We start from the raw sequence: 23,020 nt of genomic DNA on the forward strand, positions 1-23,020 counted from the left end.
TATTTTAATGAAAAGTGACAGGCTTAAATGCCGATAAGATATTCATAGAATGAACAAAGCTAGGGCTTTCAATAGAGAAAGCCGATAACACTCTAAATAAACTTAAAGAATATTGCAGTTACAAAGGTGTAAATAAATTAAAACACCTCCTCCATTATTTATCTGAATTTTTTTTAGGGAGGTGGGTAATATATTGTAAAGCAATTAATCGGGTTACGATTAAAGTTAAATACATAACTCCACAGAACATTTGCAGCATGGCTAAAACGCGCGCTGGTGGACTAATAGGCATTAAGTCAGATAAACCTGTAGCCGATTGCAAGCTAAAGCTGAGAAATAATAGATCTAACCACGTCTGTAAATGGTGAATGTTATTTGGATTTTGAAAGCTAGACGGAAAAATAAGCTGACAAATGTTATATAAAAATGCAAAACCCCAAGCAATAAGCGTAAAAACTGCTGCTGCTGCAAACAACTCATCTCTTGTTAAATACTGATCGGCAAACATATAACGAAATAAGCCATAAGCTGCTGAAAAGTAAGCTAGCGCCTCACAGCCATGTGCAAAAACCTGAACGTATAAATTGCCATAACCCAATAAAATAAATACAGAGGATATAATCGCCCCACTCACAAATGTTAACCCGAGAAAAGTAAACATTGGGGTTTGACGAATAACCTTGGCAATAATGAGTAGGGCCAGCACCCCTAAAGCCCATGTAAGTGTGCGGTAAAATACATCATGAAAAGTCAGCATAGCCAAAATGAGTAAGATAAATTGCACAAGCAGCAACCATGCAGAAGGTAGCAATCGAAAGCTCGCCCAGAACTCGATGATAGATCGCATTATTATTTTCCTTATTTCATTATGCTTTTTGAGGTCTAGCAAATCATACTGTACACAAAACAAGGCAAACAAGTTGTTCTTTATTAATATCTAAACCCTAAATTGAAAATTAAATAAGTATAAAAAAAGCCCCGTAGGGCTTTTTTTAAGAATTAGATAGCAATATTGATCTTAGTGGTCTGATGCACCAGATGCCCCAATACCTGTCATTGAACGAACATATTGAGCATCGAAAGCAGCACGCTCTTTTTTAGCACGTGCAGAGTTATCGGTAACAGAGAACAACCAACAGCAAAGGAAAGACAACGGCATTGCGAATAATGCAGGACCATTGAATGGATTGATTGGTGTATCAGAGATTTTTAAAGTATCTACCCAAACTGCTTTAGATAACACAATCAATACTACCGCTGTTACAAGACCAACCACACCACCAATAACTGCGCCACGAGTCGTTAAACCTTTCCAGAACATTGAAAGAACAAGAACTGGGAAGTTTGCACAGCAAGCTACAGAGAATGCCAAGCCTACCATGAACGCCACATTTTGCTTTTCAAACAAAATACCTAAAATCATGGCAAAAATAGCTAAACCAAGTGTCGCAATTTTTGACATGCGAAGCTCTGAAGCTGGGGTAGTTTGACCTTTTTTGAATACGTTAGCGTATAAGTCATGAGAGATCGCAGATGCACCTGAAAGTGTTAAACCAGCAACAACAGCAAGAATAGTTGCGAACGCTACTGCTGAAATGAAGCCCATGAATAAGTCACCGCCTAAAGCGTCACTTAAATGCACGGCTGCCATATTGTTACCACCAACAAGCTCAAGTTTGCCTGTTACTGCCATTTTTGCAACGTCAAGGAATTGCGGATTGTTTGATACGAAAAGAATCGCACCAAAACCAATAATGAAAGTTAAAAGGTAGAAGTAACCAATAAAACCTGTCGCAACCACAACCGATTTACGCGCTTCTTTTGCATCTTTTACTGTAAAGAAACGCATAAGAATGTGCGGTAAACCAGCTGTACCAAACATTAATGCCAAACCAAGAGACAAGGCATCAATCGGGTTTGCTGCAAGTTTACCTGGCCCCATAATTTTTGCAGCATCGGTCAAGCTTACATCATGCACTTTACTGAATACTTCAATTGATTGGGTAAACATGTTGCTGAAACTAAAGCCAACTCCTTTCATGACCATGAATGCCATGAAGGTTGCGCCACTGAGTAACATTACCGCTTTGATAATTTGTACCCATGTCGTTGCCAACATGCCACCAAAGATTACATAGGCCATCATTAATAGACCAACGATGACTACAGCAATGTTGTAGTTCAAACCAAATAGTAATTTGATGAGCTGACCCGCACCTACCATTTGAGCAATCAAATAGAATGCCACAACAACAAGTGAACTGACCGCAGCTAAAGTACGTACTGGTTTTTCTTCAAGACGAAATGAAACCACATCTGAAAGGTTATATTTACCAAGGTTACGCAAACGTTCTGCAATTAAGAATAAAACGATTGGCCAACCTACCATGAACCCAAGTGAGTAAAGTAAGCCATCAAAGCCCGAACTAAACACAAGTGCAGAAATACCAAGGAAAGATGCAGCAGACATATAGTCACCCGCAATTGCCAGACCATTCTGGAAACCGCTGATACCGCCACCTGCTGTATAGAAGTCTTGTGTTGATTGGGTTTGTTTTGCAGCCCACTTAGTAATGAACAAAGTGAAACCAACAAAAATTAAGAACATGATGATGGCATGCCAGTTGGTTGCTTGTTGTTCAGCTTCACCTAAGTCAGGACCCGCCATAGCGATTGTTGAATATAGCGATGCTGCTGTCAGCAAGACTTTCGCTTTTAATGAATTCCATTTCATATTAGTGTAGTCCTTTATCGTGCGTGATGGCTTCAACTTCCTTCAACGCTTCTTCACTCAACTGATCAAGGGTGTGATTTGCAATAAAGGAATACACACCACACAGTAGGAAAGATAAAACAATAATTCCTAAACCTAGCGGGATTCCCCATGTCGTCACACCACCACTAAATGAACTCATCAAAAATTCTTTGTTGTAGCCCACAAGTAGCATAAAGCCCACATAAAGCACTAACATGATGACTGTGAGCGTCCAACTTAATGTACTTTTTTTCTTGACCATCTTTTGAAACTTTGGATTGCGTAGAATCTGTTCTACTTGGTTCTGATCCATAACCAAACTCCTTGCCCAGTGCCCAGCCTTGGCCACTTTTTTAATAGTAGTTTCTCAGGATTTAAGTTAGCAAAATTCCGTGTAATTCGTAACTTAGACTTTGGTCGTTAAAATTTAATCAATTTATAGCTTTGTTTCTGCTTGGGGTATGATAGGCACAAGGTTTTAATCATGTGAGTCATATGAACAGCTGGCTGATTATTGGGGTACTCACCCTTTATATAGCACTCTTATTTATTTGTGCTTTTTTTGGTGAAAAGCATGCCAGCCGTTTGAGTACACGTGGCCGCATGTTCTTGTTCAGCTTAACCTTAGGTGTTTACTGCTCATCATGGACATTTTACGGCGCAACTGGAGCCGCTGTTCGCGAAGGCGTGATTTTCTTACCGATTTACTTAGGTCCACTTTTATTTGTCTGGTTCGGCTATGACATTTGGCGACGTTTAGGTCGAGTACGCCAACACCATGCTATTTCATCAATTGCTGACTTTATTGCTGCACGTTACGGAAAAAGCGGTGTCTTGGCATCACTGGTTACCATTTTGGCCGTAATCGCAATTATCCCCTATCTGGCCCTACAGCTACGTGCGATTGCTTTAAGTACGTCTGTCATTATGGAACAGAATGCTCATATCCATACAACCACCAATAGTGTTTTGCTTTTAACCAGTGTACTGGCTATTTTGGCCATGATTTTTGGTACAAGACAAATCGCAAATACCGAACAACATGGCGGTCTCATGCTCGCCGTCGCATTTGAATCTTTTGTAAAATTATTCGCACTCATTTGCGTCGCTTTATTTTTTATTTTTGAAACACCAGCGAACCTAGTACAAGTCACAGCCGATGTAAACCAAACCTTTCAGGAAGTTCAGTTATTTGGAGTACCTGAAACATTCTGGATTCAGACCTTATTGGCAGGTTTAGCAATTATCTGCCTGCCACGTCAGTTTCATGTGGCAGTAGTTGAACTGCGTGACGAAAAGCATATCCGTGGTGCGCGTAAATGGTTTGCGGTTTATCTCATCTTAACGATTTTAGCCATTATTCCGATCGCAAGCTGGGCGTTGCATGCAGCACCGAAGTTCTTGACTGTACCTGATGTTGCCGTGTTGTCATTACCGCTTAGCTATAACCAAGAAGGGCTGGCTTTACTGGCTTTTTTAGGTGGGTTCTCTGCATCAACAGGCATGTTACTGGTTTCATCAGTTGCCCTGTCTATCATGCTGAGTAATGACTTAATTATGCCTGCGCTCTGGCGTTTTAAAGTGCTCTCGCGCCATGATAAGCATCTCCCTAAAGTTCTTAAGTTTAGTCGCCGCATTAGTATCGTTGCAGTGATGCTACTTGGCTTTTTATTCTTCCATTTCTTTAATGATATTAACCAGCTTTCAGTATTTGGTTTATTGGCTTTTAGTGCTGTGGCTCAATTTGCCCCTGCTCTTATTGGTGGTTTGTACTGGCGTGGTGGAAGTCGTCAAGGCGTATATGCGGGGCTCATCATTGGATTTTTAATGTGGAGTTATACTTTACTATTTCCAACGATCTTACGTAGTTTGCCAGAAGCCTATCAGGAAGCGGCTCAGAGTATTTTGCTTTTTGGTCCTTTGGGAATCAATGCGCTACGCCCTGAATCATTATTTGGTTTTGAGTCATTTGCACCACTCACACATGGTGTAATTTGGTCGCTTGGTTTAAATATTCTTTTATATATCTGGATTTCTAAACTCTACCGCCCAAGTGTGGCAGAGCAAATTCAGGCGGAAAGTTTCTTCTATTATGAAACAAAACCATTGCCATCACCGCACACCTCTACCGATTTAACCTATTTACCGCATGATGCAGCACGTTTAAAAGTAGGTGATCTCTTTGCACTTGCCAAAAGAATTACTGGTGAGCAACCAACAACACAAGCCTTTGAAAATTTCTGTGAACAAAATCATTTAATACTTAATGAAAATAGCATTGCGAATGGTATGTGGTGGCGGTTTACCGAGCAATATCTAGCCGGCATTATTGGGGCAGCCTCTGCACGTACTTTACTCACTACAGCAATGATTAATAATGGTTTGGCTTTAGGCCAAGTTGCTAATATTTTGGACCAAGCCTCGCAATGGCAACGTTTTAACCAAAACTTACTCATGACCATGATTGACCACATGACCCAAGGGGTAAGTGTGGTTGATAAAAATATGTGTCTGGTGGCATGGAATAATCAATATTTAAAACTGTTTGGTTACCCTAAAGACTTGGTGTACGTCGGCTGTCCAATTGCCGACCTGATTCGTTATAACGCTGAACGCGGTGAATGTGGCCCCGGTTCAGTCGAAGAACATGTTCGTAAACGCTTGCACTGGATGAAAGTTGGAAGTGCTCATGAATTTGAACGAATCCGTAAAGATGGTCGGGTAATTCAAATGCGGGGTAACCCTATTTCAGGTGGAGGCTTTGTGACAACATTCGCCGACATTACTCCTTTCCGTACAAATGAAGCAATACTCGAAGCTCGCGTAAAAAACAGAACCCAGCAGCTTGCCGATGCCTTAACCGAACAACAACTTGCCCGTGAACAAGCCGATATGGCAAATATGTCGAAAAGCCGCTTTATCGCTGCGGCAAGCCATGACTTATTACAGCCAATGCATGCCGCTCGCCTGTTTAGCACCGTTCTTGAACAGAGCATCGCAACCGAAGAAGACCGTCAGACTTTGCAACAACTTGATCGTGCTCTATATGGTGCAGAAAGCATGCTCTCTGCCCTACTCGATATTGCCCGTTTAGAAGGCGGCAGCATACAGCCAAAAAGGCAGCCTTATCCGTTACATGATTTACTCAGCGATCTTGAACTACAGTTTAAATCGATTGCTGCTCAGCGAAATATTTCACTCAAAGTTCATGATGTATCTTTTTGGATTGATACAGATCCACAGTGGATTCGACGTATTATTCAAAACTTTGTCAGTAATGCTTTGCGCTATACAGCAAAAGGCCGAGTGGTTGTGGGTGTTCTACGCTCGGCGCAACAGTCAGGTCATATTCGAATTGGTGTTTGGGATACAGGCCCCGGAATTGCCGAGGAACAGAGAATTAAACTGTTTCAAGAGTTTGAACGCTGTGGACATTTATCACCTTGGGGTGAACAAGGTCTAGGCTTAGGACTTGCTATTGTGCAGCGTATGACAGGTTTGTTGAATTATCCTGTTCATGTCTACTCAGAGCTCAATAAAGGCTCATGCTTTATGATTGAAGTTCCAGTCGTAGAAGCGCCAAAAGTGATTACCCCAACCGTGCAGACAGTACCGTTAAAAACTAAGGCCTACCGCATTTTATGTCTGGACAACGATGAAACTATTTTAGAAGGTATGAGTAGTTTACTAGGTAAATGGGGCTATCAGGTCTTTAAAGCCACTGAACCCGAACAGGCGCTTGAGATTATTCAAAAGGAAAATATTCAGGTCTGGCTCATTGACCAACACTTGAATCACAACCAACTCGGCGTCGATTTTATTATGCAAAATCGACAGCACGATATTCCAGTTGCTTTAATTACCGCTGACTCTCATCCAGAGTTACCTCAGCAGCTTAAAGAGTTGAATATTGTTTTACTTAAGAAGCCGCTTAAACCAGCTTCATTAAGAGCTTGGTTATCTGGGCTTAAAATTGCCAGCACAGCAGACTAATGATTTGTCTCTCCCAAGCCGTTTATGGGTTTGGGAGAAATTGTTGGCAAAAATTAATGGCTGAATTTAAGCCAATAGGCAGAACTGCTCAAAAAGTCTACTTTTACCCAAGAAATAATTGACCAAACTTTCCAATGCCCCTTTTCCTATGGCAAAGCCCACCTTTTTTGTAAGTGAACACGTGTACACCTAGTTACAATTTAATAAACTTATATTTTTTATAAGAAAATAAACTAAAAACCCTCATATACAACTTTAGTCGTATATCACTTGCATTCTTGATGTTCCATAAATAATCGATGTGCATTCTATATGCTTCAAGATTTCAGAACCCATTTCCAATTTATAAAACATCCATACCAACTTATTAATGCAAAGGACAATTGCCATGAATACTTTTGATACCTCCCCACAAGGGCAACTCTCATCTCAACAGTTTTATCGTCAATACAGTGCCAATGCTTTACTTCCGGAATTAGATTGGCAAAGCATTTTTCCCAATAGCAAACTCAATGAAGCGCATATCAAAGCATTAAATACCATTTATCAGTGTGCCGTTCCGCTCGCGCTCAATATTTTTCATGATTTGAATTTTGATGTATTTGCCCCAGCTGCTTACCATCCACAAGGTTTAGGCTTATTTGATAAATTAGGTCAACAAGAAGAAAACTTCTTACAAGTCCTCACTGCGGAAAGTGAAAATCTTGATCACGATACGCGTCATCAAATCTGGAGCATGTTACTTCGTGGTGGCGCTGTACTCGTTTTCAAAGCTTGGCTTGGTCATGTCAAACTTGGAGAAAATCAGTTAGACATGACTCAGTTTGATGAACTCTCTGACTTACTCTTTATTAAAACTCATCCAGATCAACTTGCTGAACGTCTACATGTTGATGAAAAAGCAAAACTCGACCATATCTTCTTAATGTATGGCAACGATATTTTTCTAGATCGATTCAACAGTCTTGAAACAGCTGCACTATTTGTGGATTTGGGTGTTTATGATGCTGCTTTCTTAAGCTTGCGTGATGACCGTGTCGCGGAATATTTAAAAATGAAACGTTATGTGACGCAAGAACAGATCGATGATTTGCAATCTGCTCTTAATCCTTTGTATTGCGACAGCCTAACCCCAAAACAGGATTGCCTTGCTTAATTCACACATATAAAAAAGACCTCAATTGAGGTCTTTTTTTAATTTTAGATTTTTCTATCTTCAATATTTAATGCACTAATTGCCAGTACAGCCTGTGTCCGGTTTTGCACACCTAATTTTCTAAAGATGGCCGTTACATGGGCTTTAATCGTTGCTTCTGAAACATCGAGTTCGTAGGCAATCTGTTTATTTAATAAGCCTTCTGCAACCATCATCAAAACACGGAACTGCTGAGGCGTTAATGACTGAATACGTTCTGCCAATGCAGTTTCATCTGCCGCTCGCGGGTCAAGATTAAGGTTAGATGGCAAGTTAGGCGGCAACCAGATATCACCTTCTAAGACCTGACGAATCGCTTCACCAATATGACTTGGATGCGCAGATTTAGGAATATAACCCATCGCGCCATGTGCAATCGCACGCTGAATGATTGAAGTTTCTTCATGTGCAGAAACCACAATAATTGGAATAGCTGGATACTGTGCTCGCACATAAACCAAAGCAGAAAAGCCTGAAGCACCTGGTAAATTTAAATCGAGCAATACCAGATCAGGTTCTGCCCCATTTTCCAAACGCTCATAAAACTCATCAACCGAAGCTGTTTCATGAATTTGTGCCTGTGGCAGGCTATAACGTACTGCTTGAATTAAAGCATGACGAAACAAAGGATGATCATCAACGATTAAAATGTTCATAAGCGATTAAAGTAATCTTGAGCATAATTATGGCCTATTGTAACCCTACTATTTAGATGAAAGATACGTTCATCTTATCCATTTTTATGCAAAATGTTGATAAATGCAGAACTTAGCAAAAATTTTCAGATGTTTTTTAACTTTTAATCAAAATTAATCTGTTTTTTATATAAGCTTCCTTTTTATTATAAAAAATATATCACCAATAATGATATAAAATAAAAACAACAACTTAACAAAAGAACAAAGTATAAAAATCCACTATTTATCTTTTATATTTAAAACAGATAAGGTTGACCAATTTCGTTATTTTACAGTTTACCGTCGTTGTTGATTAATAGGTCCAATCACCTTTTTTAGGCTTAGGAACCAAATTATGACTGGTATCACATCACCAAAACCTTTGAATATTGTTGCTGTTTCTGGTGGCTTAAATACCCCATCTAAAACGGAAAGTCTGGTTCAAGCCATTCTTGATGAATTATCTGAAGCAATCGATATTAAAGTTCATTTCATTAAATTAAGCGAAATTGGGCCTTTATTAGGCGGTGCATTTTATCGCAACCAACTTCCACAGCGTGTACAAGATGACCTTGCAGCGGTTGAAGCAGCAGATGCTTTAATTGTAGGTACACCTGTTTACCGTGCTTCTTTCACAGGTCTGTTTAAACATTTCTTCGATTTTGTTGAGCAAACTGCCTTGGTCGATGTGCCTGTACTTTTAGCAGCATCAGGCGGTAGCGATCGTCATGCGCTTGTACTTGAGCATCAGCTACGTCCATTGTTTAGTTTCTTCCAAGCACAAACTTTACCAATTGGCGTATATGCAACAGATCGCGACTTTACCCCTGAATATACAGTGAAAAGTGAGCAATTAGCAGATCGTATTACGCTAGCAGTAGCTCGCGCATTACCAATTTTAGAATGGGCACCAGCCAAAGGTAAGCGTGCTGAAGTGATCAAATCTAAATCTCAGCAAGCGAACCAAGAGCTTGGGATTAATAAACAGATTGAGCAAGAAGAAGTCTTACCTTCAGCAGCTGTTCCAGATCTTGATGCAGCGGAATCTCGCTTACATCACAAGTCTGGTAAATCATTAACGCATGTTGCCTAACCGCAATATGTCTAAATAAAAATAACGAATTTGGGAGAGTACACCATGACGCAATTACAACAACCGATTAAATTTGCTTATTGGGTACCAAATGTAAGCGGTGGCCTTGTAGTGAGTAACATCGAGCAGCGTACAGACTGGAGTTACGACTACAATGTTCGACTTGCACAGGCTGCCGAAAAAAATGGTTTTGAATATGCGCTCACTCAAATTCGTTTTACGGCGGGCTATGGGGCAGAAAATCAGCATGAATCAGTCAGTTTCAGTCATGCATTATTAGCAAAAACTGAAAAACTTAAGGTCATTGCTGCTATTCTGCCCGGCCCTTGGAAACCGGCACTCGCAGCTAAGCAACTTGCAACAATCGACTATCTAACCGAAGGCCGTATTGCCATTAATGTGGTGAGTGGCTGGTTTAGAGGAGAGTTTGATGCGATTGGTGAAGAATGGCCAGAGCATGACCAACGCTACGTCCGCTCTGAAGAATTCATTCGCACTCTAAAAGGAATCTGGACCACCGATAACTATAGTTTCGATGGTAAATACTATCAATTCCAAAACTACACACTTAAACCAAAACCTCTGCAAAAGCCTTATATTGAAGTGTTTCAGGGTGGTAGCTCCCGTGCTGCACGTGACATGGCTTCACGTGTATCTGACTGGTATTTCACCAATGGTAATACGGTAGAAGAGATTCAAAAACAAGTCGAAGACATTCGCACTAAAGCTAAAGCCAATAACCATCACGTCAAAATTGGGGTGAATGCCTTCATTATTGCCAGAGATACCGAAGAAGAAGCAAAAGCGGTACTGCAAGAAATTATTGATAAAGCCAACACCGAAGCGGTAAATGCATTTGGCGATGCAACACGTGAAGCGGGTGCTGCTTCACCAGAGCAACAAGGTAACTGGGCGAAATCAAGTTTTGAAGATCTAGTGCAATATAACGATGGTTTTAAAACCAATTTAATTGGCACCCCTCAGCAAATTGCAGAGCGTATTGTGGCACTTAAAGATGTAGGTGTTGATTTGATTCTTTCCGGCTTCTTACATTTTATTGAAGAGGTAGAATATTTCGGGGAAAAAGTTCTACCGCTCGTGCGTCAATTAGAACTTCAACAAGAAAAGGAGATAGAAATTCAAGCCAAATCAGCCTAAAAAACTTCAGTTAAAGCAGCGCAAGACAATAAAAACAATAAATTAAAAATAAAGACTTATTGGCTCCAAGACTCGGCTTGGAGCCTTTATTTTTTAAGATTTTTCAACTTCTCGAATCACTGTTTCAACCGAATAGCGACACCATTTTGAAAGTTTCTCGATAAATTCATTTAATGCTGAGGGCTCGAAATGGCTGACGATCATATAACATGCATTTCCCATGACCTTAAAGCATTCATCTATTTGTTCATATTGCTTGACTAAATTTTCAATTTCTTCAAATGCGCGTTGTTCATTTAAATGCAAATGAATAAATTGTTTATGGCTATATTGAACGGCAATGGTGTAATTTTTGATAACCCCTGCATCCATAAGCTGAGCTATACGCGCACCCACTGCCTGACCTGTCCGGTGAACACGCTGCCCAATCTCTTTATTTGTTAAACGGGAATCTTGCTTCAGTAATGCAATAATTTTTAGATCAATCGGGTCTAATTCAATATTCATTTTTCATGGCGAAAGAAAACTGGCGGTAATGCTTTCATAGGACTATAGCCGATTTTGCGAGCAGAGAATAATCTTGTTTTATCTCATATCAACAAGAGTAATCTCATGAAACAAGCACTATTAATTATCGATGTCCAAAATGATTATTTTAAAAATGGCAAAATGGAATTGGTTGGGCCAGATCAAGCACTAGAAAAAATAAAACAGCTTGAACAATATTTCAGTGAGAAAAATCTTCCAATCATTTATGTACAACATATTAACCCACCACAGGCGAGCTTCTTTCAAGAAAATACCGACGGTGTTTTACTCCACCCTGAACTCAACGCTCAAAACGACGCATTAATTGTGATAAAGCATTATCCAAATAGTTTTTTAGAAACCAATTTAAATGAACTTTTAAAAGCACATCAAATTGAGCAACTTGTGATTACAGGCATGATGACGCATATGTGTATTGACTCAGGGACACGTGCCGCTAAGGAGTTAGGTTATCAACCAATCTTAATTGCAGATGCCACCGCAACACGTGATTTAAGCCATGACGGAAAAACTGTAAAAGCTGAAGACGTGCAAACTGCTTTTTTAACTGCGCTTAGTACGTTTGCGAATGTACAGAATACTGCCGATTTTCTAGCAAAATCTTAAATAAAGTTCAATAAAAAAGCCCCATTTGGGGCTTTTTTAAAAATTAGTTTTGCTTATCAGGATAGACCGTTGCGATTAACTGATCGACCACAGCAGGTTCAGCTAGGGTTGAGGTATCGCCCAAACTATCAAGCTCATTTGCCGCGATTTTTCTTAAAATACGGCGCATGATTTTACCAGAACGCGTTTTAGGTAATGCTGGTGCCCAGTGTAGTGCATCTGGCGAAGCCACTGGTCCAAGTACTTTACGCACCCAGTTAATTAATTCTTTACGTAGCTCTTCCGACTCTGGCACACCCGCTTGTAAGGTCACAAAAGTACAAATACCCTGTCCTTTAATATCATGTGGCATTCCCACCACTGCAGCTTCTGCTACTGATTCATGCGACACCAAAGCACTTTCAATTTCAGCCGTACCCAGACGGTGACCTGAAACGTTTAAGACATCATCTACGCGGCCTGTGATCCAGTAATAGCCATCTTCATCACGGCGAGCACCATCACCTGTAAAGTAGTTATTTTTAAAGGTCGAGAAATAAGCTTCAATAAAGCGATCTGGATCACCCCAAATGGTACGCATCTGGCCCGGCCATGAATCTTTAATGACTAGATTGCCTTCTGCTACACCTTCTAGCTCATTACCTTCACCATCTACAATGGCAGGTTGAATACCAAATAACGGACGTGTTGCGGAACCCGGTTTTAAAGCTGTTGCTCCCGGCAATGGCGCAATTAAAATACCGCCAGTTTCGGTTTGCCACCATGTATCAACAATTGGGCAACGGCCTTCACCAACTACATTGTAGTACCAGTTCCAAGCTTCAGGGTTAATAGGTTCACCGACCGAGCCGAGTAAACGTAAACTGCTACGGTTACTCTCACGTACAAACGAATCACCTTCTCGCATCATGGCGCGAATCGCGGTTGGCGCTGTATATAAAATAGAGACTTTGTGCTTATCGACCACATGACCAAGACGTGCCCATGTTGGATATTGAGGTACACCCTCAAACATTAAGGTTGTGGTGCCATTTGCAAGTGGTCCATAGATCAGATAACTATGGCCTGTAATCCAGCCCACATCAGCCGTACACCAGTACACATCATCTTGTTTTAAATCAAATACTTCTTTGAAAGTACTTGTTACATAGACTAAATAACCACCTGTGGTATGCAACACCCCTTTAGGTTTACCTGTCGAACCTGAAGTATAAAGAATAAATAATGGGTCTTCTGCCTTCATAGGCTCTGGAGGACAGTTTGCATCAACCTCCATAATAATAAGGTGATACCACAAATCACGACCCGGCTTCATTTCAATCGGGTTCGCATTACGGTAAACCACAACTACATTTTCAACACACTCTGTACCCGGCAACGCTAAAGCTAAATCGACATTTTCTTTGAGTGGTAACAACTTACCCGCACGTAGACTTGAGTCTGCTGTAATCACCAGTTTAGCTTGGCTATCTTCAATACGACTTGCTAAAGAGTCTGGAGAGAAACCACCAAATACCACACAGTGAACCGCACCAATACGAGCACACGCTAACATGGCAATTGCAGCTTCAGTGACCATTGGCATATAGAGCACAACGCGGTCACCTTTACCAATGCCATATTTCTTTAAAACGTTGGCAAAGCGGCAGACTTCATCGTGTAATTCTTTATAAGAAACGATTTTATGGCGAGAAGGATGATCACCTTCCCAAATAATTGCAGGTTTATGAGGATGTTCTTTAAGATGCCTGTCTAGGCAGTTTGCCGACACATTCAACTCACCATCAGCAAACCATTCAATTTTGAAATTGTCTTTGTCAAAACTCGTATTTTTAACTTGGGTAAATGGCTTTATCCAATCGACAATTTTAGCTTGCTCTGCCCAGAATTCATCTGGGTTCTCGATAGAGTGTTGATAACGTTTAAAGTAGTCTGCTTCAACAGTACGAGCTGTTTTTTTAAATTCCTCTGGTACTGGATAGATCTCATTCATACGCAACTTCCTTGATCTTGTGCATCCCATCTCGAGACTGTGGCTATTATTTTACTGGATCTTATTTGCATGCCTTTGCAGTATGATGACTCTTTCAAAGTCCAAACAATGCGACTTTGGTCATATATTAACCACTTACTCAAGCATACGAAATTGTGAACATTTTTATAAAATTAAGTTGATTTAAAACATTTGTCTATAGCTTTTACTTTTATAATTTTTTCAAGATTTGATGGTTTTGATCATCAACAAAGATTATTTTGTCTCTCATACGCAACACAGGAATAAAATAATATGTTTGCCCAAACAACCTCTTCACGCCCACCCCAGCTTCCTTTTAAAGATAGCCCTTTTTCAATTCATGGGCGCTTTAATCGTATGAGCTATTTAGGTGGATATGGACTAATCTATTTGCTTACCATAGTAGGCTACTTTATTTTGGCCTCGTTTCTTGGAAGTTTTCAGCTATCCAGCGATCTATTTAATTTTGAATTTTATAGCTCTCTTTCAGGCATTAGCGCTTTAGTCATTTGGGCTTTTTGGCTATTTCTGATCTATCTCAATATTGTTCTCGTTGTTCGACGTCTGCACGATTTAAATAAGAGTGGCTGGATGGGGTTGCTGTTGCTCATTCCGGTTGTTCAGTTCTTTTTTATGATTTATTTACTGCTTGCCTCAGGTACAGCAGGCACCAATCAATATGGCCCTGTTCGACCATCAACATTTATAGAAAAACTCATGGCTTGGCTTATTTTAGTGGCTATTTTAATTAGCCTTATTTCAACAGCAGGAATTTTTTATTATTTCTCAGGGACCGATATCCTAGAGACACCAACACAAATATTACAAAAAGGAACGGAATACTTTTAATTAAAAAACACTTTATTATTCAGATGAACTCATTATAGTAGGCGCACATTTTATCTCCTACTATGATGAAAGCTGAAAATTGCTTTCATAATTTTTTTAATTGAGACTTGTCGTGGCTGATGAACAAACATCCTTAACAGATGTCGCAAAAAATACAGGCGAACTTTTACAAGAGGCGGGCACTAAAACCACTCAAACAGTTTTAGCCCATACTGAAAAGTATCATGATGCCTATACCACAATCGATAAAATTGTGGATAGCTTCTGGGAACGTGTGCCTTATATTTGTATTGCGATTATCGTTTTTATTATTTTTTGGCTACTGACCAAATTATTTAAATTCTTTGTTCGCAAAACCTTAGAAAACCGCTCTTACACGCGTCAAAACCTTGTGCTTGTGTTGAACCGTGTAGGCAGTACAGCGATTTTATTCTTTGGTTTCTTAATTGCTTTAGTTATCTCGATTCCAGGGTTTACGCCAGGGCAATTAATGAGTGCTCTAGGAATTGGTTCTGTCGCAATTGGTTTCGCATTTAAAGATATCTTTCAGAACTTACTCTCTGGTATTTTAATTTTACTCAGCGAACCTTTCCGTATTGGCGATGACATTATTGTCAACAACATGGAAGGAACCGTAGAAGATATTCAAATCCGTGCGACCTTTTTACGTTCACCCGATGGCCGTCGTATTGTTATTCCTAACGCGACTGTTTACACCAGTGCAGTAACTGTAAATACTGCCTATCAACGTCGCCGCTGTGAATTTGTAGTCGGAATTGGCTATGAAGACGATGTCCAAAAGGCAAAAACTGTCATTCTTAAACTACTAGACAACAGCCGTAATGTGCTTAGCCAACCTGCATTTTCGGTCAACGTAACGGCTCTTGCAGATTTCTCTGTCAATCTAACCGTTCGTTGGTGGGTAGACACAACGGAAACAACCACCTCTGCTTCGATTAGTGAAATTCAGGAATTGGTTGTAGATGCGTTTGATGAAAACAACATCTCAATTCCATATCCGGTACAAGAAGTAAAAGTGTATCGTGGTGATCAACCAACTGAAGAAACTGTTAAGCCAAATGCTTAAGCTGCGAATAAGCGTCCTAAAATATAAGAAATAGACGTTTCAGTTCTTAAAATACGGTTGCCTAAGCTCACTGCTTGGCAGCCGTTTTTTGTGAGCAAATCAACCTCATAAGGGATAAAACCACCTTCGGGTCCGACCACAACACTACAGGCGTGATCAATATTAATTGGCATATTTTGCTCTGCATATGGATGGGCCACATAGGTAGGGTACTCTTCTGAAATAAATGTAGGCAAGACATCTTCAACAAAAGGCTTAAAGCGTTTATACATTTGAATTTCAGGAACAATCGTGTCCCCTGCTTGCTCAAGTCCCAAAGTAACGTAGTTGTCGATTTGCTGTAAAAAGGGAGTCTGCCAGTAACTTTTATCGACCCGATAACTATGAATCAGACTAATTTTTTCAACACCTAAAGTCACACTGTCCATAATTAAACGGCGTAAAACTTTAGGTCTGGGTAATGCCACAATTAAATGAACCGGAATTTTTGCAGGTACAGCTTCTTCACTGATAGGCCGAAGACAGACTTCTTGCTCGTTAATCGAAACAATTTCCGTGATATAACGTGCGCCGTTACGGATACCAACTTTCAGATTCTGGCCGACTGTAATATCAAGATGTTCACGTAAATGCTGTAATTGGCGCTTTGAATGAATCGACCATATTTCTGACTGAGCATCTTTTGGTTCTAGTAAAACGATATTCATGGTTTATCGGCCAAATACCGGTTAATTACTCCAATATGTTTTTGCAATGAGCCTTGATTACGTTGTAAGACTTTATGCGCTTGCTCTACCACTTGTTGGGTCTGATCAGGTTCAGCTAAACAAGCCATCCAGATTGCCACAACCTGCTCTGCATTTTGAGCAATTAGCACACCATTTTCATCAATGAATTCATCAACAATGGTTTGGAAGTTAAAATAACGAGGTCCAATTACTGTTGGAACATTTAAAACCATAGGCTCTAAAATATTGTGCCCACCACCCGGTTCATTTAAAGAGCCGCCCACAAAACACACCTGACTTAAGGCGTACCATAACCAAAGTTCACCCATGCTATCGGCTAGATAAACCTGTGTACTGGTATGAATACTTTGGTTCAAACTTCTACGATGAGTAATTAAATCTAAGTTTTGGCAAATTTCAAATACTTCATCAAAACGTTCAGGATGTCGAGGTACAACAATACAAACTAAATCTGGATCTGACTTTAAATAAGGCTGAAGTGCCTGCAAAATTTGTTGTTCTTCAGGTGCATGTGTACTGGCAATTGTCAGGACTTTCCGTTGCCCCAAATACCATAGCTGGTGTAGCTTTGCAGCCTGATTTAAAAATGCTTCAGGGGCGTGAATATCAAATTTAATATTTCCAACCACCTGACTTTTTTGTTGATCTAAGCCAAGTTCTACATAACGTTGTCGAGTCGCATTATCTTGTGCCAACACCCAGTCAATTTTTTTCAGCATTCCTGCTGTTAGACCTGCAACTCGCCCATAACCTTTAGCTGATTTTTCTGATAACCGCGCATTTAATAATAAACATGGAACATGCTGCTGTTTGGCTTGATCGATTAAATTTGGCCAAAGCTCTGTTTCAACCAATGCTAAAAGTTTTGGCTGATACAACTCAAAAAATTGTTTTAAAAGATGCTTCTGATCAACAGGCAAATAAACTGCTTGAAACAAGTCTAAATAAGGAGCTTTTAAAAATAACGATTTGGCACGTGCCTGCCCCGTTTTAGTCGTATTGGTCACTAAAACAGGTTGTCCGAGTTTAAGATAATGCTCGATTAAAGGCTGCGCGGCGTTAGTTTCTCCAACCGAGACAGCATGGAACCAGATTGCTCTCACATTCTTCGGAGATTCAAACGGCCCAAATCTTTCAAGACATTCCTGATTATATAATTCCTGGCTTTCTGCACGTTTTTTTATCCGCCAGCGGTAAAAGGGTTTTAATAAATGAAGTGCGGTGTTGTACCAAAAAGGGGTCGCCAAGCGGTTTGCCTCAAATAGTCAAAATTTAAAAACTGGGGAAAATATAACATAGATAGAAAAAATGGCAGAGTTTCGATACCTAAACTCTACCATTACAAGAAAAGCGATTTACTGAGCTTATAAATGGACTAGGTCAGCAAACAGTCATTTCAAAAAATTTACGAAGCTTCTAGCGTTGGATAGTCTGTATAACCTTCAGCGCCTTTAGCATATAAAGTCGTTGGTTGAAGTTCATTTAAAGGCAAGTCTTGCTCTAAACGCTGTAAAAGATCTGGGTTGGCAATATATGCTTTACCAAAAGATACTGCGTCAGCTTCACCATCACGCAAAATACGTTTTGCCGAATCTGGTGTTAGATTTTCATTAGCAATCCATACACCATTAAATTTTTCACGAAGTTTTGGACTAATGCTGTCGGCAGCTTCATATTCACGAGAGAAAATGAAAGCAACATTACGTTGATTCAATTGCTCAACGACATAACCAAATGTCGCTAACGGATTTTCATCACCCATATCGTGCGAATCACCACGCGGTGCAATATGAACACCAACTCGGCCAGCGCCCCACACTTCAATAAACGCATCAATCACTTCTAATAATAAACGTGCGCGGTTTTCAACTGGACCACCATACTCATCATTACGTTGGTTGGTGTTACTTTGAAGGAACTGGTCAATTAAATAACCATTTGCCGCGTGTAACTCAACACCATCAAAACCAGCTGCTTTAGCCAATTCTGCTGAATGTTTATATTGAGCTACAACCTCCTTAATTTCTTCAATTGAAAGCGCGCGTGGCGTTACATATGGACGTTTAGGACGTAATAAACTCACTTCACCCGCAGGTTGAATCGCACTTGGTGCAACAGGAGTATCACCATCTAAAAGCTCAGGATGCGAAATACGGCCTACATGCCATAGCTGAGCTACAATTTTTGAACCTTGAGCATGAACTGCCTCAATAATTTTATTCCAAGCCTGTGCCTGCTCTTGTGACCATAATCCTGGAGTTTCTGCATAACCCACAGTTTTTGAACCAATCACTGTTGCTTCAGTCAAAATAAGACCGGCATTTGCACGCTGTTGATAATATTCAACCATTAAATCATTCGGTACTCGGCTTTCACCACTACGCGCACGCGTTAATGGAGCCATTACCAATCGATTTTTAATTTCAAAATCACCAACCGTTAAAGGAGTATTGAGTTCAGCCATAGTCGCCTCGACTTACACTTTAAATAGTAATTAAAGTGTTTGTTTTAAATGTTCGATATATTGCTGAATCAAAGCTTCGTTACGTGAAAAATAAGACCATTGACCATATTTTTGGACCTGAATTAGCCCCGCCTGCTGTAAAACAGACAAATGATTAGACATTGTAGACTGTGCTACTTTACCCAATCGTTCAATATGACCTGCACAAACACCCTTCTCAAAACTACCACCACACTCTTCCACTGGTAAATAATGCGCAGGTTCTTTCAACCATTGTAAAATTTGCCGACGTAGCGGATTGGAAAGGGCTTTGCTAATTGCATCAATATCCATAGGCTCAACACGTCTTTTAAACGAACAAAGCTTTATTCAGCATTTCGAAAACATCATATCGCATTTTTGCGATATTCATATCTGTTTTTTCCGATATTCATATCGCATTTTTTCGATTAACATTTAAAGGCTGAACTGCTTTGCCGTTTTAATCGCTAAAAATCCAAGAGTTCTACATATTCATAGATGAACTGTATTTAAACTAAAAGTTCAGCAGACTCTTATAAACCTTGTTTTAAGCTCGCCTCAATAAAGCGATCAAGGTCACCATCAAGAACAGCACCCGTATTAGAGTTTTCAACGCCCGTACGTAAGTCTTTAATACGCGAATCATCTAATACATACGAACGAATCTGGCTTCCCCAACCAATATCAGACTTTGAGTCTTCTAAGGCTTGAGCCGCTTCATTACGTTTTTGCATTTCCAACTCATACAGTTTCGCACGTAACTGTTTCCATGCATGGTCACGGTTAGCATGTTGTGAACGTTGGTTCTGACACGCCACCACAATACCTGTTGGAGTGTGAGTCAAACGAACTGCCGAATCGGTTTTGTTAATATGCTGACCACCTGCACCAGATGCGCGGTAAGTATCGGTACGAACATCAGAAGGATTAATATCAATTTCAATATTGTCATCAACTTCTGGGGAAATAAACACCGCAGAGAATGAGGTATGACGACGGTTACCACTGTCAAATGGTGATTTACGAACTAAACGGTGTACACCTGATTCGGTACGTAACCAGCCATAGGCATATTCACCTTCAACACGAATCGTTGCAGACTTAATGCCCGCCACATCGCCATCAGATACTTCCATGAGTTCAGCTTTGAAACCATGACGTTCAATCCAGCGCATATACATACGTAATAGCATAGATGCCCAGTCTTGTGCTTCAGTACCGCCCGAACCTGATTGAATCTCGACATAGCAAGGATTCGGGTCCATCGGGTTGCTAAACATACGACGGAATTCAAGTTTAGCCAGTTCATCTTCGGCAGCGCCAAGCTCAGACTGAACATCTTCCAGTAGGCTTTCATCGTCGGCTTCTACGGCCAAATCTAGCATTGCTTTTGCATCTTCAAGTTGTGTTGACAAGCCATCCAACACATTAATAACGTTTTCTAGTTCGCCCTTTTCTTTCGCCATTGCCTGAGCACGGCTTTGGTCATTCCAAATCGCAGGGTCTTCTAACTCACGTAAAACTTCTTCTAAACGTTCTTTTTTCAGATCGTAGTCAAAGATACCCCCGTAGTGTTTGGCTACGATCAGTTAAGTCTTTCAATTGGTTTAGATAAGGATTAATTTCCACGCGAGTGTTCCCATAAAAGCAGATAAACAGTCGATTATTTTAGCATAGCTTCCCATTTTCAAACAAAAGGACTAAAACTTATTGTTTTTTATTATTTTAATCGTGATAAACAAATATAATAATATTGATTAATATTATAAAAACATATTAAAATTAGTAACTTAAAATCTTAATAACTTTATAACATTCATTACTAGAGTTTTTCTCATGAAAAAATCAAATATTTTATTCGCAATCCTTACTGCTACATGTGCTTTCAATGCAAATGCCTATCAAACTGAAGTTGGTACAATGTACGAATTTACAGATATGGATGAGGGAGAAAATAATAGCTTCGGTATTAACGGCAAATATTATTTTAATCCAGTAGAAGCAAAAACTTTCCCTTTAGCTGAAGCTGCTTTTTTAAATAAATCTTCAAATATTGGACTAGGATATGCATATAGCAAACTAGAAGATGATGAAGATTCTGGGAAACTCGAATTTAGTTCTGTAGGCATTACAGGTGAATACTTTATTCCAAATACCACACTCTATTTATCAGGAGCATTTAACCGTACAAAAACCGAAGTCACTGCAAATGATTTTGGTTCGGTTGATGATAGCGGTAATGGTTATGCTGTAGAGGTCGGTTTCCTACCAACAGATGGCTTATTGTTGGCCGCTGGTGTAACAGATATATCTGAAAGCTTTGATCCAATACAAGCAGCTAAGTATGGCTTTATTACTTCAGTCACAAATGCTACAGCTGTAACTGGTGAAGATGATGATACAGCAGTAACTTTACGTGCCAAATACGTTACTCAAATTTCAGGTTTTTATACTAATTTTGAAGGACAAACTTATATTGGTGACGAAACAACTTATCGCTTAGGTGCAGATCTTTATCTTGATCCTACTTTAAGTATTGGAGCATCTTTTGCAGATTCAACAGCAGAAGATTCTGATGCAATTTTTAGTGTCCGCGCACAGAAATTCTTCACACCTCAAGTAGCAGTAGGTTTAACTTATACAACTGTTGATGATGCTAACTCTTTTGGTATTAATGGAACATTCCGCTTCTAATCCATAAGTATTTATTATTAAAAATATGAATGCTCAAGGGAATTTTCCTTGGGCATTTTTCAGTTCATTTTAAGTTTAACCAGTAACATCCTCATACAAAATTGGGTATTTTTACAGCAATTTTTATGATCTACACAAAATCTCCTCAATTTTAATAAAATAAAACATTATTAACTTTTATTTAATAATCAATAATTTAAATAGATCAAGTTTACATAAAAAACACATAGTTACAGTATGGTTACTTGAGCAAGATTGACGCATAAGCATTTTGGTCTAGACTAAAAGTTGTAACAAAACATTTATAAAATCGCTTTTTAGAGGGGAGAGATTCCATGAAAAAACTAGCAATTGCATCAGCTCTTTTATCTGCACTGGCAGTAAGTGGCGCAGCAAACGCTTACCAAGCTGAAGTTGGTGGTTCTTACAATTATCTTGATCCAGATGACGGCAGCAGTGTAAGCAAATTCGGTGTTGACGGGACTTATTACTTTAATCCTGTTCAAACTCGTAACGCTCCACTTGCAGAAGCAGCTTTTTTAAGCCGTGCAAGTAATGTTAACGCACTTATCAACTATGGCGATAACAGCGGTACAAAAGATACTCAGTATGGCGTAGGCGTTGAATACTACGTTCCTAACTCAGATTTCTACCTTAGCGGTGATGTAGGTCGAAATGAGAGTGAAATTGACAACACTAATTACGACCAGAAAGTTACGACTTATGCTGCTGAAGTAGGTTATTTACCAGCTCCTGGTTTATTACTTGCTCTAGGTGTTAAAGGTTACGACGAAAAAGACGGTAAAGATGGCGCTGATCCAACAGTTCGTGCTAAATACGTAACTCAAGTAGGTCAACATGACGTAAACCTTGAAGCGTTTGGTGCGTTTGGTGACCTTGACGAATATAAAGTTCGTGGTGACTACTACATCGATAAAACTTTAAGTCTTGGTGTGGATTACTACAATAACGACTTAACTGATAAAGATGAATTTGGTATTAATGCTAAAAAATTCTTAAATCAACAAGTAAGTCTTGAAGGTCGTATTGGTTTCGGTGACAACGACAACACTTATGGTGTTCGTGCAGGATACCGCTTCTAATATCGCTTAAAAG

20 protein-coding genes are annotated in these 23,020 nt (G+C 39.7%); 9 read left to right on the forward strand and 11 right to left on the reverse strand.

Annotation, left to right across the window (positions count from 1 at the left end):
- Positions 1 to 154: 154 nt before the first annotated feature.
- The 3 genes from HL290_RS12600 to HL290_RS12610 all read right to left on the reverse strand — a co-directional run bounded on the left by HL290_RS12600 (position 155) and on the right by HL290_RS12610 (position 3,068).
- Complete coding sequence (locus tag HL290_RS12600) at positions 155 to 847, reverse strand: ion channel (protein WP_198496641.1); 693 nt, start codon at positions 845 to 847, stop codon at positions 155 to 157.
- A gap of 171 nt (positions 848 to 1,018) precedes the next feature.
- Complete coding sequence (locus HL290_RS12605) at positions 1,019 to 2,734, reverse strand: cation acetate symporter (protein WP_198496642.1); 1,716 nt, start codon at positions 2,732 to 2,734, stop codon at positions 1,019 to 1,021.
- Between the two features lies 1 nt (position 2,735).
- Positions 2,736 to 3,068: a DUF485 domain-containing protein gene (locus HL290_RS12610; RefSeq protein ID WP_017388650.1), complete on the reverse strand. Its 333-nt coding sequence runs from the start codon at positions 3,066 to 3,068 to the stop codon at positions 2,736 to 2,738.
- Between the two features lie 182 nt (positions 3,069 to 3,250).
- Here HL290_RS12610 and HL290_RS12615 point away from each other — a divergent pair, with 182 nt between their 5' ends.
- Together HL290_RS12615 and HL290_RS12620 are read left to right on the forward strand one after the other, a co-directional pair.
- Positions 3,251 to 6,748, forward strand: coding sequence for a PAS domain-containing hybrid sensor histidine kinase/response regulator (locus HL290_RS12615; protein ID WP_198496643.1), 3,498 nt, complete (start codon positions 3,251 to 3,253; stop codon positions 6,746 to 6,748).
- A 388-nt stretch (positions 6,749 to 7,136) separates the two neighbouring features.
- On the forward strand, positions 7,137 to 7,904 hold the full coding sequence (locus HL290_RS12620; RefSeq protein WP_198496644.1) for a hypothetical protein: 768 nt from the start codon (positions 7,137 to 7,139) through the stop codon (positions 7,902 to 7,904).
- 44 nt (positions 7,905 to 7,948) lie between these two features.
- On the opposite strand, the gene HL290_RS12625 is transcribed toward HL290_RS12620, so the two are convergent.
- Positions 7,949 to 8,599, reverse strand: coding sequence for a response regulator (locus HL290_RS12625; protein WP_003654038.1), 651 nt, complete (start codon positions 8,597 to 8,599; stop codon positions 7,949 to 7,951).
- A 376-nt stretch (positions 8,600 to 8,975) separates the two neighbouring features.
- Here HL290_RS12625 and msuE point away from each other — a divergent pair, with 376 nt between their 5' ends.
- Positions 8,976 to 9,713 carry an FMN reductase gene (msuE, locus tag HL290_RS12630; protein WP_004639934.1) on the forward strand — a complete coding sequence of 246 codons (738 nt, stop codon included), beginning with the start codon at positions 8,976 to 8,978 and terminating at the stop codon, positions 9,711 to 9,713.
- A 45-nt stretch (positions 9,714 to 9,758) separates the two neighbouring features.
- Positions 9,759 to 10,871: a dimethylsulfone monooxygenase SfnG gene (sfnG, locus tag HL290_RS12635; protein WP_004639937.1), complete on the forward strand. Its 1,113-nt coding sequence runs from the start codon at positions 9,759 to 9,761 to the stop codon at positions 10,869 to 10,871.
- Between the two features lie 93 nt (positions 10,872 to 10,964).
- Here sfnG and HL290_RS12640 read toward each other — a convergent pair whose 3' ends face one another.
- Positions 10,965 to 11,378, reverse strand: a complete 414-nt coding sequence (locus tag HL290_RS12640) for an Lrp/AsnC family transcriptional regulator (protein WP_005038054.1) — start codon at positions 11,376 to 11,378, stop codon at positions 10,965 to 10,967.
- A 105-nt stretch (positions 11,379 to 11,483) separates the two neighbouring features.
- Between HL290_RS12640 and HL290_RS12645 the strand changes: the two genes are divergently transcribed.
- A complete protein-coding gene (locus tag HL290_RS12645) occupies positions 11,484 to 12,026 on the forward strand; it encodes a cysteine hydrolase family protein (RefSeq protein WP_198496645.1) in 543 nt (180 codons plus the stop codon).
- A 43-nt stretch (positions 12,027 to 12,069) separates the two neighbouring features.
- Here the strand turns inward: HL290_RS12645 and acs are convergent, their stop codons facing one another.
- Complete coding sequence (gene acs, locus HL290_RS12650; protein WP_198496646.1) at positions 12,070 to 14,019, reverse strand: acetate--CoA ligase; 1,950 nt, start codon at positions 14,017 to 14,019, stop codon at positions 12,070 to 12,072.
- A gap of 294 nt (positions 14,020 to 14,313) precedes the next feature.
- Between acs and HL290_RS12655 the strand changes: the two genes are divergently transcribed.
- Together HL290_RS12655 and HL290_RS12660 are read left to right on the forward strand one after the other, a co-directional pair.
- Complete coding sequence (locus HL290_RS12655) at positions 14,314 to 14,889, forward strand: DUF805 domain-containing protein (RefSeq protein ID WP_198496647.1); 576 nt, start codon at positions 14,314 to 14,316, stop codon at positions 14,887 to 14,889.
- A 112-nt stretch (positions 14,890 to 15,001) separates the two neighbouring features.
- Positions 15,002 to 15,976 (forward strand): mechanosensitive ion channel family protein, encoded by a 975-nt coding sequence (locus HL290_RS12660; RefSeq protein ID WP_151744159.1) that lies wholly within the window; start codon positions 15,002 to 15,004, stop codon positions 15,974 to 15,976.
- On the opposite strand, the gene HL290_RS12665 is transcribed toward HL290_RS12660, so the two are convergent.
- From HL290_RS12665 to prfB, 5 genes are all read right to left on the reverse strand, one after another.
- On the reverse strand, positions 15,973 to 16,683 hold the full coding sequence (locus tag HL290_RS12665) for a 16S rRNA (uracil(1498)-N(3))-methyltransferase (protein WP_198496648.1): 711 nt from the start codon (positions 16,681 to 16,683) through the stop codon (positions 15,973 to 15,975). The two genes, HL290_RS12660 and HL290_RS12665, sit on opposite strands and share 4 nt — an antisense overlap.
- Complete coding sequence (locus HL290_RS12670) at positions 16,680 to 17,972, reverse strand: 3-deoxy-D-manno-octulosonic acid transferase (RefSeq protein ID WP_198496649.1); 1,293 nt, start codon at positions 17,970 to 17,972, stop codon at positions 16,680 to 16,682. The genes HL290_RS12665 and HL290_RS12670 overlap by 4 nt, the downstream gene beginning before the upstream one ends.
- 158 nt (positions 17,973 to 18,130) lie before the next feature.
- Positions 18,131 to 19,189 (reverse strand): alkene reductase, encoded by a 1,059-nt coding sequence (locus HL290_RS12675; protein WP_198496650.1) that lies wholly within the window; start codon positions 19,187 to 19,189, stop codon positions 18,131 to 18,133.
- 30 nt (positions 19,190 to 19,219) lie between these two features.
- The gene (locus HL290_RS12680) at positions 19,220 to 19,522 is read right to left on the reverse strand and encodes an ArsR/SmtB family transcription factor (RefSeq protein ID WP_002121891.1); all 303 of its coding nucleotides are present in this window, start codon (positions 19,520 to 19,522) and stop codon (positions 19,220 to 19,222) included.
- A gap of 221 nt (positions 19,523 to 19,743) precedes the next feature.
- Positions 19,744 to 20,839 (reverse strand): peptide chain release factor 2 gene (gene prfB, locus HL290_RS12685; RefSeq protein ID WP_100222431.1). Its coding sequence is split into 2 segments (ribosomal slippage): positions 19,744 to 20,766 and positions 20,768 to 20,839, totalling 1,095 coding nucleotides; the frame shifts between segments, so codons are not numbered across the junction.
- A 207-nt stretch (positions 20,840 to 21,046) separates the two neighbouring features.
- Here prfB and HL290_RS12690 point away from each other — a divergent pair.
- A complete protein-coding gene (locus HL290_RS12690; RefSeq protein WP_198496651.1) occupies positions 21,047 to 21,904 on the forward strand; it encodes a putative porin in 858 nt (285 codons plus the stop codon).
- Positions 21,905 to 22,239: 335 nt separating this feature from the next.
- Complete coding sequence (locus HL290_RS12695) at positions 22,240 to 23,007, forward strand: putative porin (protein WP_198496652.1); 768 nt, start codon at positions 22,240 to 22,242, stop codon at positions 23,005 to 23,007.
- Positions 23,008 to 23,020 lie beyond the last annotated feature (13 nt).

It is taken from the genome of Acinetobacter sp. AC1-2 (assembly GCF_016124155.1).
Lineage (GTDB): Bacteria > Pseudomonadota > Gammaproteobacteria > Pseudomonadales > Moraxellaceae > Acinetobacter > Acinetobacter calcoaceticus.

Coding starts and splice junctions, on each gene's coding strand:
- HL290_RS12600 (WP_198496641.1), bottom strand. CDS start 847: ATGCGATCTATCATCGAGTTCTGGGCGAGCTTTCGATTGCTACCTTCT.
- HL290_RS12605 (WP_198496642.1), bottom strand. CDS start 2,734: ATGAAATGGAATTCATTAAAAGCGAAAGTCTTGCTGACAGCAGCATCG.
- HL290_RS12610 (WP_017388650.1), bottom strand. CDS start 3,068: ATGGATCAGAACCAAGTAGAACAGATTCTACGCAATCCAAAGTTTCAA.
- HL290_RS12615 (WP_198496643.1), top strand. CDS start 3,251: ATGAACAGCTGGCTGATTATTGGGGTACTCACCCTTTATATAGCACTC.
- HL290_RS12620 (WP_198496644.1), top strand. CDS start 7,137: ATGAATACTTTTGATACCTCCCCACAAGGGCAACTCTCATCTCAACAG.
- HL290_RS12625 (WP_003654038.1), bottom strand. CDS start 8,599: ATGAACATTTTAATCGTTGATGATCATCCTTTGTTTCGTCATGCTTTA.
- msuE (WP_004639934.1), top strand. CDS start 8,976: ATGACTGGTATCACATCACCAAAACCTTTGAATATTGTTGCTGTTTCT.
- sfnG (WP_004639937.1), top strand. CDS start 9,759: ATGACGCAATTACAACAACCGATTAAATTTGCTTATTGGGTACCAAAT.
- HL290_RS12640 (WP_005038054.1), bottom strand. CDS start 11,378: ATGAATATTGAATTAGACCCGATTGATCTAAAAATTATTGCATTACTG.
- HL290_RS12645 (WP_198496645.1), top strand. CDS start 11,484: ATGAAACAAGCACTATTAATTATCGATGTCCAAAATGATTATTTTAAA.
- acs (WP_198496646.1), bottom strand. CDS start 14,019: ATGAATGAGATCTATCCAGTACCAGAGGAATTTAAAAAAACAGCTCGT.
- HL290_RS12655 (WP_198496647.1), top strand. CDS start 14,314: ATGTTTGCCCAAACAACCTCTTCACGCCCACCCCAGCTTCCTTTTAAA.
- HL290_RS12665 (WP_198496648.1), bottom strand. CDS start 16,683: ATGAATATCGTTTTACTAGAACCAAAAGATGCTCAGTCAGAAATATGG.
- HL290_RS12675 (WP_198496650.1), bottom strand. CDS start 19,189: ATGGCTGAACTCAATACTCCTTTAACGGTTGGTGATTTTGAAATTAAA.
- HL290_RS12680 (WP_002121891.1), bottom strand. CDS start 19,522: ATGGATATTGATGCAATTAGCAAAGCCCTTTCCAATCCGCTACGTCGG.
- HL290_RS12690 (WP_198496651.1), top strand. CDS start 21,047: ATGAAAAAATCAAATATTTTATTCGCAATCCTTACTGCTACATGTGCT.
- HL290_RS12695 (WP_198496652.1), top strand. CDS start 22,240: ATGAAAAAACTAGCAATTGCATCAGCTCTTTTATCTGCACTGGCAGTA.